The organism is Atopobium sp. (genome assembly GCF_034113385.1).
In the GTDB taxonomy this organism is placed as follows: domain Bacteria; phylum Actinomycetota; class Coriobacteriia; order Coriobacteriales; family Atopobiaceae; genus Atopobium.
Genome location: NZ_JAXEXL010000009.1, coordinates 58,671 through 68,512, shown reverse-complemented (window position 1 = coordinate 68,512; position 9,842 = coordinate 58,671). Strand labels below are relative to the sequence as shown.

Sequence of the window (9,842 nt, the reverse complement as noted above, 5' to 3'; positions counted from 1 at the left end):
ACAGCATCTGTCCCCGTTGTTTTGGAGGAGCATGAAGGGATATACGAGCAAGCATATTGCGCACAGCATCCTTTGTGTGCTCATATGCACTACCCTCGTCTGTGGTATGACACCTCATTCGGCATACGCAGAAGAAAGTCTCGAAGCCCTAGAAAATGCTGCTATTGAAGCTGGAGAGCACTACGCTCAAGCTCAACAGGAGTTGGATAACCTCAATCAAAAGATAGAGGATAATCAGTCCAAGCTTAAAGAGCTCGAAGCTCAGCTACCTAAAGTTCGCCAAGATACAGCAGAGGCCATTCGTCTTAACTATAAACTCTTGCAAAACCAGCCTAATCTTATTGGCTTGATTTTATCGTCACGTGACTTTAGTGACTTTTTAAGTACTGTTTCCTATATCAATGCCATTAACGATTCCAATTACGAGAAAATCCAAACGCTCGTACAAATAGAGTCACAGCTTACGCAAACGCGCGATGCGCTACGCTCGCAACAAAGCACACTTGCGTCCAAGACCAAAGAAGCCGCTACGGCTCAGGCCAACGCACAAGCAGCTATTGCAGTTGCAAAGAAACGCGCCATGGAGCGCGCAGCAGAAGCTAAGGCAAAGTGGGAGGCAGAACAGGCTGCGGCTCATGCCACTACCACACAGAGCGCTGATGCAAATAACAGCACTCCTTCCAACTCTTCTAATACTTCCAGCAGCTCCAACACCAGCAATTCTGGCACCACATCAAACTCTGGCACTTCTTCAAACTCTAACAATTCCTCCAGCACAAGCGGTGGCAGCTGGAAATCAGTTGGTGCGTCTGTGTATGGCAATGACGATGGCTTTATGTGGGGAACAACTGCTTCTGGAGATACCGTAACCCCTACCTCTATGGGTGTTGCCATGAAGCGCCCCATGCCTTTAGGCACTACTATTGAGATTAGCTATAACGGGCGCACAGTTCGCGCTGTTGTAAATGATCGTGGTCCCTTTATTGCTGGTCGAGAAATTGACTTGCAACCTGCTGTTGCCAATGCCCTTGGCTTTGATGGCGTGGGTATCGTAAGCTATCGCGTAGTGTAGAGGGCTTGGATACCTATAAGGCTTTAACGCTCGCACGAACCTGTTGTTAACAATGCAGTCAGCTCTTCGTTGGAATGCACAAGCGCATCCACCTGAGCATCGAGGAGCTCTTGCTTTGTTGCCGTACCAAAAAGCACGCATACACAAGGGATGCCCAGTTCATGAGCACCCGCTACATCATAGTTGCGATCTCCAACCATCACGGTATTCTCTGCAGTAGCACCAAGCTCTTGTAATGCACGGCCAATAACAAACGGTTTTGAACCTTGTGCGTCATTTTGTTTGCCTATAACCGCATCAAAGAGATGAATGATGCCTTGCGCGCGCAACATATGCATGACTTGCACTTCTCGCTTTGAGCTCGCCGTACTAAGTTTTTTACCAGCAGCTTTAAGAGATTCCAACATAGCTTGCCCGCCCGGAAAGAGCGGAAAATCCTCTGGACCAACCGTATCATACAGCGCACGAAACGCCCGAGTTACCTGGACAGCATCTGCTGCACTCAAGCCATAAACAAGAGAAAACGCTTCTGGAAAGGGAGGACCAACTAAGCGAGAAGCATCTCCAATTTCTTCAGGTGACATTCCAAAATCAGACAAAACCTGAGTTGCAACACGCACCAAACCAGGTTTAGTATTGGCAAGCGTACCGTCAAAATCAAACAGGACAAACTCGCGCTGTGCAAAATTGCAATTGGCATACACGGTCACAGAAGCTCCTTACTCATACGTTGTAGTTTGAGCCTAGCACACATCATACGTGTATGCTTACGAGGTTATGCCATACAGGAGGTAGGTATGCACGTTAGTCCTATAAGCTGCTTGCGCCCCAACCCTGCAAGAGTGCAGGATTTTGTAACACCTCCCTACGATGTGTTTACTCGCAAAACAGCACGTCAATGGGCACAAAAGCACCCACATTCCTTTATTACCATTGACAGACCTGAGGTAAACTTCCCCGAAGATTACAATGTATACGCCTCTGATGTGTATGCTAAAGCAAGTGAGCTGCTTGGCCAGCGCCTGCTTGATGCCACCTTACTGGCAGACCCTACTCCCTGCTTTTATGCGTGGCGTTTGAGTGGCCAGAGGCATAGCCAAATTGGCATTGTGGGTGCTGCAAGTGTAGATGAATACCAAAACGGTCACATTAAGCAACATGAAGCCATTCGCCCAGAAAAACTGTATGACCGTATTGAGCATATAGAAGCCACATCCGCTCAGACCAGCCCCGTTTTAATGATGCATCCCGCTGAGCCCTCACTCTCACTTATTATCAAGGCATCTACTGCGGCACATCCTCTGTATGATTTTACGGATACCACAGGCACGCACCATAGTGTGTGGCGCATTGCCCGCCCCGATGCAATAGCTGCGCTCAGTGCTCTGTACGAGCGCATCCCTACGGCCTACATTGCAGATGGTCACCACCGAGCTGCAGCTGCTGCCCAGGTCGCGCAAGCCGCACGTACGTACAAACCAGAAACCATATTGCCCCATCAGTTTTTAGCGACACTCTTTAGCGCTGAGGACCTCACTATCCTGCCGTATCATCGCCTCATCCATGACACCAATGGCATGTCACCCACCGAGCTTATCGAGAAAATCATGGAGGCTGGTATACATGTCAAGCGCTGTGCATCGTATGCTTCCGACAGCGCCACACAGCCACAACAAGCTCAAGATATGCAGGCGTATCTGTATGTAGACAACAGCTGGTACCATCTAGATTTAAGTCACCTTGACGACGCACAAACAAACAACACCATCGCAGCAGACCTACTCCAACGCCATATACTTGCGCCCCTCTTAGGTATAGAAGACCCCAGCACAGACCCACGCATTTCCTTTATAGGAGGCACTGCAAGCGCAACAGAGCTGCAGGAAGCAGCACAAGCTACTGCAGGCGTGATGTTCTCGCCAGCAGCAGTACGTGCACAACAGATTATGGATGTAGCAAACGCCGGTAAGCTCATGCCGCCTAAATCAACCTGGTTTGAGCCTAAGCTACTGAGTGGTTTATTTATACGTCAGATTTAATATCTTCTGCTGCATGCTCTAAGCCAACACGCAAAAGGGTAACCACATGGTCGTCTGCAATTGAGTACATCATACGCTGACCATCACGACGAGCAACTACCACACCACGATCGCGCAACAAACGCAGCTGATGAGAAATGGCAGACTGCGTTACATGCGCGGCCTCTTGCAACTCAGATACCGAGCGCTCCCGTGTTCCCAATGCAGACAAAATTTGGAACCGCGTAAAGTCCGAGAGTGCATCAAAAATCTGCGTAGCTGCGTATACAACATCATCATTTGCACAATACGCAGACAATTCAGAACTTGTAGTTGTGAGGTCACTCGTAAAATCACTCACGGCATGTGTGTCAGTCGTGGTAGTTGTTGTATCAATAGTATTGGTAGCGTGAGCAAGCTTTTGATTGGTCATGTTGTAATCCTTACATTGATGCTTCTTGTGTATGTTCCCAAACCGCGCGCCATCTGTCATCTGCCACACAAAACCGTGAATTATGTCCGTCTGATAGGGTACTCTAAAAGACAGGAGGTCATGTGGAACACAAGGAAAACGGCTCTCAGCCACAAGACAACAAGCAAACTATGCCGCAAGCAGATGGAACATCAGCGCATACCAATGCGTTTGAGCGTGGTCGTCAGGCCCTTCTTGGACTGTCTCAAGCGTTTGGATTTAATGGCGGCTTGGCTGCCTTAAACGAGCAAAAGCATGCCTTACAAGCAGCACCCTCGCAAGACAATTCACCAGATACTGCTCAGGTTGATACGAGCTTTAATATTTATTCGTTGTATCGTGGCTTTAATGCAGCAGCCAACTTTATTGATGCGCTCAAACTCTACCATGCTGGCGTGCTTGACCGTACGCAAAAAGCCGAGCTAGATCCTGCAAATAACCTCATGCCATGCGCGGCAGAGCGGCTTTTGGCACGCTGGTTGGAAGAAGCCGACCTTCTCAAAGAACTTCCTTCTCACATCCATGAATCTGACGAGAAACCCCATTGGCCTCAGATGCGCCTTATTATGTTGCACCATACCGGCATGGTTTACCTGCGCATTGAGGAGTTTCCCGTTCCTTATGCCATTAAGCTGCGCATCATCCGCATTGAGGCAGCACTCAATCGCATGCTTATGGCAACCACTAAAGCAGACACCCAGCTAACAGCTATGACTGAGCAAGAGCTCTATACCTACACACAGGCTATTACTGATGCCATTTGCCAGCAACATAATGTCTGCAACTATGCCGACAAACCCAATGAAGCGCACAGCAATCCCAACCTACCGCATGAATGGCAAGTGCGTGAAGCTGTCTCTACTGGTTTTGAAACCTGGCTTTTGCCCTATCGCTTTATTGGACTTATGCGCAGCAATGTTGCTCGTGGTGCCGTTGCATTAGAGGTTGAACTTACACCACCTGCCGCCATGCCACAAAGCTATTGGTCCGATGATGTACATAACGTGCTTCCCACCTCTCAATACATGCGCAATACTGCTGCAAGTACGTATGCTTTGCGCTTGGGAATCTTGGCTGCGAGCACAGCATTTGATGCTAATGAGGCAGTTCAGCAGGTCTATGTTGCAGGCGTCATTAACACATCCACAGCGCGGAGCTGTCGGTACAGTGTGTGCTTTACGCGTAATACCTTTACTTCTGTTGCCACAAGCTCTCTTGCTCAGCTGCAAGAAAGCTACCATGCCTTCGGTGCAGCTCTTACACTAGAAGATGGTTGGCTTGCCCCCTGCAAGCAAGACTTCTTCCTAGAGGATGAGCTCTTTTGCCCTCCTGAGCGCTATGCATCCATAGAACTATCCACGCGCGTGCTGGACGAGAAAAGCGCCGAGCTTTTAGGCACCCATCATGTGTCAGAGTTTGGCATTAACGAACATGCACATATAGAACAGGTAGCAGAACAATTAGGTATGCACCTTGGTACCACGGTAACTGAACATGTACAGGCACTCATGAACCTTGCGCATTCTACAAGCTCTTTTACAGATTCTTCTGCGGTGACTTCTGCAACAACTTCCCCCAGCAATGATGACGCTGCTCACAGCTCCAGCACAGCTGTTGCAGATGCCATTACGCGTACTGCTTCAAAACTCATTGAAGGCACGCTTGATGCAGAAGATTATCAAACCATTTTGGAAGAGTTTACTTATGGAGATGAGCTATCACGCGTGCGCGAAAAAGCATTTACCCTGTTTACACAGGGTAAAAATGAAGAAACCTGCCGCCTTATTGCCTCGGTACTTGAGCCTTTAGAAACAGCTCATACTTACAATCCTACTCCTCAAACACCATGGCGCCACTTTGAAACCTATACTGAGCGTGCCTTATATAACCGTACGCGCATGACAGACGATGCACTTTCAACGCCACGCCTTGTTCCTGCAGCATATTACAGCTGCTTGCTAATGTATGCCAGCGCATCAGTACGCTTAGGTCAACTCGAACAAGGTATACGCTCTGCTCGTAAGTGCCTTGCACTCAACCCCTATGATATTCGAGCACGTCTCCTTCTTGCTGGCGCCCTTGAACAAGGTGGAGATCAACCCGGAGCCTTTACAGAACTTCTGAGCCTTTTGCGTTATGCATATTCGGGAGACAGCATGGGCATTGGCTTATACCGCCTTGGTTCCTATATGTGGAAACGTAACCAACCGCGTGTAGCAGACGCCTGTTACTCCAAGGCGCTACAGTTTGCGTCCACTGCGCACGATATGGCAGCTGCCGAGCTCAAAGCTCTTATGGAAGAGCATAAAGACAGCTATGAACCCGTACAAATAGACGAGATTGACGCTGTGCTACAAGACAACAATATCCCCAGAGATGTTGATGAGGATATTCGTAAGTCATTGCATGTTATTGCACACACAGCAGTGGACGAACAGCTCTTTGAGCTGGCAAGTGATGTTATGAGCAATCTAACCAACCTTGAGAGCGACGAGATACTCTTTGACATTGATCGCTCACTTGAGCATGCCCCAGATGCATGAGCATTTTGCTGTACACAGCTGGATACAAGCTCCCACTAACCGCTGTGTTGCATACCTCAGCCCTCAAGCAAAAGACCGAGCTGCCACTCAAAGGGCAACTCGGTCTTTTAGGTAAAACAAAACGAAAGCGTATATTCTCAAAAGCAGAGTCTTACGCAAATAAACTATGTTCGCGCAGACGCTTAAGCAGTGAGGTCAAGCTTCATCAAGCGGCTCAAAGCCAAGATATAAATGCCCAAGGACTGCTTCATGAGCTCCTCAGAAACACCCTCATCGGCGCTGTGCTCACCATGGACCCACTCAGGATACTCCCAATCAGGATCATTGGGGCCAAAGCTTGCCGCGCGAGCAAAGTGACGTGCATAGGTACCGCCACCCATGGTAAAGGGCTCGGCGTTCTTGCCAGTTACCTCGTTGTAGGTAGTAATGAGTGTCTGAATAGCCTCGGACTCAGGATCGGTTACAAAAGGAACCATATCCAAATAGCACTCTACGGTTGCATGGTGCTTGGCAGCCAGCTCAGAAACCTTAGCGGTAATCTCCTCACCCGTAATAGTGGTTGGGTAACGAGAGTCAATGGTCTGCTCAAAGCGACCATCAATGGTGCGCATAGTGCCACCAATGCAAGTAAGAGGATCAAAGTACTTATCGGCAGTTGCAAAGCCCATAGAGGAGCCATCAGTTGAAGCTAAGACAATGCGATCAAGCTCAAGGAACTCACGCTCGCCCTCATCACACAAATCATTGTCCAAGAGATAGTTAACAAGCAAGCCAATAGCATTAATCGTACCAGCAGGTTTAGAAGCGTGGCCACCAATACCATGAGCAGTAAGCTTAACCAAGCCATCGCCTGCGTCCTCCACGCTTACGCGGTCAGTTGGCGTTAAATCAGCAGTGTTGGCACGAACGGTAGCAGTTGCCAAATTAGGAATGGCGTTGTCCGCAATGCCGCCATTAAAGTCAACAATCTTGCCACCAGCTACCTTATCAGACAGAATGCGTGCGGAATAGCCGCCCTTCTCGCCATAGCACAGGGGGAAATCTGCATCAGGCGTAAAGAGGAATGCAGGCTGAGGGAAGTTTTCTACATACCACTCAACATCTTGCATGGAGGTTTCCTCATTGCAGCCAATGATGACACGAAGGGTGTAAGGAAGCTCCTCGCCCTTCTCGATAAAATACTTTGCAGCATACATGGCCAAAACCAAAGGACCCTTGTCATCCAAAACACCGCGGCCCAACAGATAGCCGTCCTTGCGGGTTACATGCAAAGGATCAAACGTCCAACCAGTGCCTAAAGGAACAATATCTGTGTGACCGATAAGACCAATGTAGTCCTCACGGGCACCCTTAAGGTCAGCATAACCAATGTAGCCATCACAATCATGAGCCTCAAGGCCAAGGTCTTGAGCAATCTCGCAAGCCTTTACCAGCGCCTCATGGGGAGCATGACCCCAAGGCTCGCCAGGCTTGGCCTCGTCCATGTTCTCTACACTCTCAATCTGGACGAGCTTATCAATATCTACAATAACGTCTTCCCAGACACGGTCCACGTATTCAGCAATTTCTTGCTTAAGCTGTTCGTCTGCCATAATGCCCCTTTCAAAAGACTGGCTAACAAAAATGCATACCGTATTGATTGTATTCAATACGGTATGCCTGTGCCTCACGAGTCTCTAAGCGGCATAATTTTTACTGCCGCAGGTAAACAGCAGGTCAAGTTATGAAGTTAGTCTAGGCTAATCTCCATAAGTCGCATAATTGCCACAATATAAATCTTGAGAGCTTGTTTAAACTCCTCCTCATTCACACCCTCGTTGGGACCGTGCTCAGGGCCAACCCAAGAAGGAAGTGTGGCGCCATGCTCAAAGGGACCAAAGGCCGCCGCTTTGCTAAAGTGGCGCGCATAGGTGCCTCCGCCAATAGTGAAGGCATGGCCATGCTTGCCCGTATATTCGTTATACGTTGAGACAAGCGTTTGAATCTCTGGCGACTCAGGATCAGTCAAAAATGGCGTCATATTTGCCTGAACCTCAAAGCATGCTCCATGCTGCTGAGCCAATGGCTCTAATACCTCGCACATCTTGTCTACATTTGTGCTGGTTGGATAGCGCACATCAATAGTTTGAACAAAGCACCCCTTATTGGTACGCACGGTACCACCAATGCAGGTTAGAGGCTCAAAGAACTTATCTGTAGCATCAATGCCAAGAGAAGAACCATCCGTAGAAGCCATAATTTTTTGTTCAAGCTCCAAATAGCTTTGCTGAGAAGGGCTGTATAGCTTGTTATCAAGCAGGTAATCCACTAAAACACCAATGGCGTTGAGCGTACCTTCTGGCATGGAAGCGTGACCACCTTTGCCATGCGCCACAATACGCGTTAAGCCATCGCCCGCTTCTTCAAGCTCAATGTTGTTGGCAGCAGGAAGCTCTTTGGCATTGGCGCGCACAAGCGCTTCTGCAAGACTACACACAGCATTGGCAACCGTGCCGCCATCTAAACTGACCAATACAGTGTTGCTATTCTTACCTACGATAGCTTGACTGCGAAAAGCGCCTTGTACGCGGCCCTTCTCGCCACAAATGAGCGGAAACTCAGCATCAGGTGTGAATAGAAAATCTGGTTCACGATAGTTTTGTAAGTACCATTCCACATCACCCATTGAGGTTTCCTCATTGGTGCCAATCAAGGTGCGCAGCGTATGGTTGGGAGCACTGCCACTACGCTCAGCCTCACGGCGTACAAAAGCTGCTGCATACAAAGACAAAACCAAGGGACCTTTGTCATCTGCTACACCGCGACCAATCAGATATCCGTCCTTACGCGTTACGCGCAGCGGATCAAAGTCCCAACCAGTACCTAAAGGAACAATATCTGCATGGGCAATAGTGGCAATTTGCTTGTCATCCTGCCCATCAATCTGGCCATACCCTATATAGCCATTGCAGTTAACCGTATCCAAACCAAGACGCTGAGCAATGCTCAATGCCGCATCCAATGCCGCGCGAGGCGCAGGGCCAAAAGGAGCCCCGTCAGTTGCGTGCTCAAGGTCTTCCACGCTTTCTATTTGAACCAGCGTATCAATATCAGAAACCACGCTGTCCCAAACCTCATCTACATATGCATCTACACGCGCTGCAAGTTTTTTATCTACCATGTGATTTCCCTTCATGTTGCTGTGCTGTTGTACCCTGTGTTTTTCCCTGTATTGTACCGTGCGTCTGTGCCTTGGGTTGTATACGAGGTGCGGTCAAGATAAAACTCGTATCGATAAGCTCCATCAGTTGCTCATCAGAAACGGTTTCAAAATCATGCCAATCGTATGACTGTGCACCTTGTGCATCACATACATCTGACTCCAGTACTACAGAAATCCAGTGTTCTTTATTCATGTGATAGGCTAAATAAATACCTGCCTGTTCACGCAACTGTGTAATAACCAGTGGATCATTCTTAAGCAGTACAATCTCCACAGTTTTCTTGGTAGAAAGCCCCAACTTACAACCAGCTACAGGCAAGACCAGCGCAAACCATTTGCTATTTGAAGGATGCCTGAGTACCGCATTGACAGAACTAGTACCAGTCCAGGGGTAATCTGGAACAACGCCATACTGCTCTGCAACATAGGCAAGCAACTGCCGTTTATTCATACGCCCCCCACCTCCGTCAACAGGCAAATAAAGTATGTAAATCCGTTTTACCACAGTGCTTCATGTAAATTGTTGTACGCACGG

At 48.6% G+C, this 9,842-nt stretch carries 8 protein-coding genes; 3 read left to right on the top strand and 5 right to left on the bottom strand.

Translation table 11 applies throughout. The features are described 5' to 3' along the window. Positions 1-31: 31 nt before the first annotated feature. Positions 32-1,072 carry an RlpA-like double-psi beta-barrel domain-containing protein gene (locus SPD80_RS01955; RefSeq protein WP_320828260.1) on the top strand — a complete coding sequence of 347 codons (1,041 nt, stop codon included), beginning with the start codon at positions 32-34 and terminating at the stop codon, positions 1,070-1,072. A 23-nt stretch (positions 1,073-1,095) separates the two neighbouring features. On the opposite strand, the gene SPD80_RS01950 is transcribed toward SPD80_RS01955, so the two are convergent. Then, positions 1,096-1,782 carry an HAD family hydrolase gene (locus SPD80_RS01950; protein WP_320604901.1) on the bottom strand — a complete coding sequence of 229 codons (687 nt, stop codon included), beginning with the start codon at positions 1,780-1,782 and terminating at the stop codon, positions 1,096-1,098. An 87-nt stretch (positions 1,783-1,869) separates the two neighbouring features. Here SPD80_RS01950 and SPD80_RS01945 point away from each other — a divergent pair, with 87 nt between their 5' ends. After that, entirely contained in the window at positions 1,870-3,111 is a 1,242-nt protein-coding gene (locus SPD80_RS01945; RefSeq protein WP_320828258.1) for a DUF1015 domain-containing protein, read from the top strand. On the opposite strand, the gene SPD80_RS01940 is transcribed toward SPD80_RS01945, so the two are convergent. After that, a complete protein-coding gene (locus tag SPD80_RS01940; protein WP_320604897.1) occupies positions 3,095-3,523 on the bottom strand; it encodes a metalloregulator ArsR/SmtB family transcription factor in 429 nt (142 codons plus the stop codon). The two genes, SPD80_RS01945 and SPD80_RS01940, sit on opposite strands and share 17 nt — an antisense overlap. Positions 3,524-3,645: 122 nt before the next feature. Between SPD80_RS01940 and SPD80_RS01935 the strand changes: the two genes are divergently transcribed. Next, a complete protein-coding gene (locus SPD80_RS01935) occupies positions 3,646-6,105 on the top strand; it encodes a hypothetical protein (protein WP_320828257.1) in 2,460 nt (819 codons plus the stop codon). Between the two features lie 182 nt (positions 6,106-6,287). Here the strand turns inward: SPD80_RS01935 and SPD80_RS01930 are convergent, their stop codons facing one another. The 3 genes from SPD80_RS01930 to SPD80_RS01920 form a co-directional block, all read right to left on the bottom strand. Further along, entirely contained in the window at positions 6,288-7,697 is a 1,410-nt protein-coding gene (locus SPD80_RS01930) for a Sapep family Mn(2+)-dependent dipeptidase (RefSeq protein WP_320828255.1), read from the bottom strand. A 137-nt stretch (positions 7,698-7,834) separates the two neighbouring features. Then, a complete protein-coding gene (locus SPD80_RS01925; RefSeq protein WP_320828253.1) occupies positions 7,835-9,265 on the bottom strand; it encodes a Sapep family Mn(2+)-dependent dipeptidase in 1,431 nt (476 codons plus the stop codon). Beyond that, positions 9,255-9,758, bottom strand: coding sequence for an MmcQ/YjbR family DNA-binding protein (locus SPD80_RS01920; RefSeq protein ID WP_320828252.1), 504 nt, complete (start codon positions 9,756-9,758; stop codon positions 9,255-9,257). The genes SPD80_RS01925 and SPD80_RS01920 overlap by 11 nt, the downstream gene beginning before the upstream one ends. Positions 9,759-9,842 lie beyond the last annotated feature (84 nt).

Coding starts and splice junctions, on each gene's coding strand:
- SPD80_RS01955 (WP_320828260.1), top strand. CDS start 32: ATGAAGGGATATACGAGCAAGCATATTGCGCACAGCATCCTTTGTGTG.
- SPD80_RS01940 (WP_320604897.1), bottom strand. CDS start 3,523: ATGACCAATCAAAAGCTTGCTCACGCTACCAATACTATTGATACAACA.
- SPD80_RS01945 (WP_320828258.1), top strand. CDS start 1,870: ATGCACGTTAGTCCTATAAGCTGCTTGCGCCCCAACCCTGCAAGAGTG.
- SPD80_RS01925 (WP_320828253.1), bottom strand. CDS start 9,265: ATGGTAGATAAAAAACTTGCAGCGCGTGTAGATGCATATGTAGATGAG.
- SPD80_RS01930 (WP_320828255.1), bottom strand. CDS start 7,697: ATGGCAGACGAACAGCTTAAGCAAGAAATTGCTGAATACGTGGACCGT.
- SPD80_RS01920 (WP_320828252.1), bottom strand. CDS start 9,758: ATGAATAAACGGCAGTTGCTTGCCTATGTTGCAGAGCAGTATGGCGTT.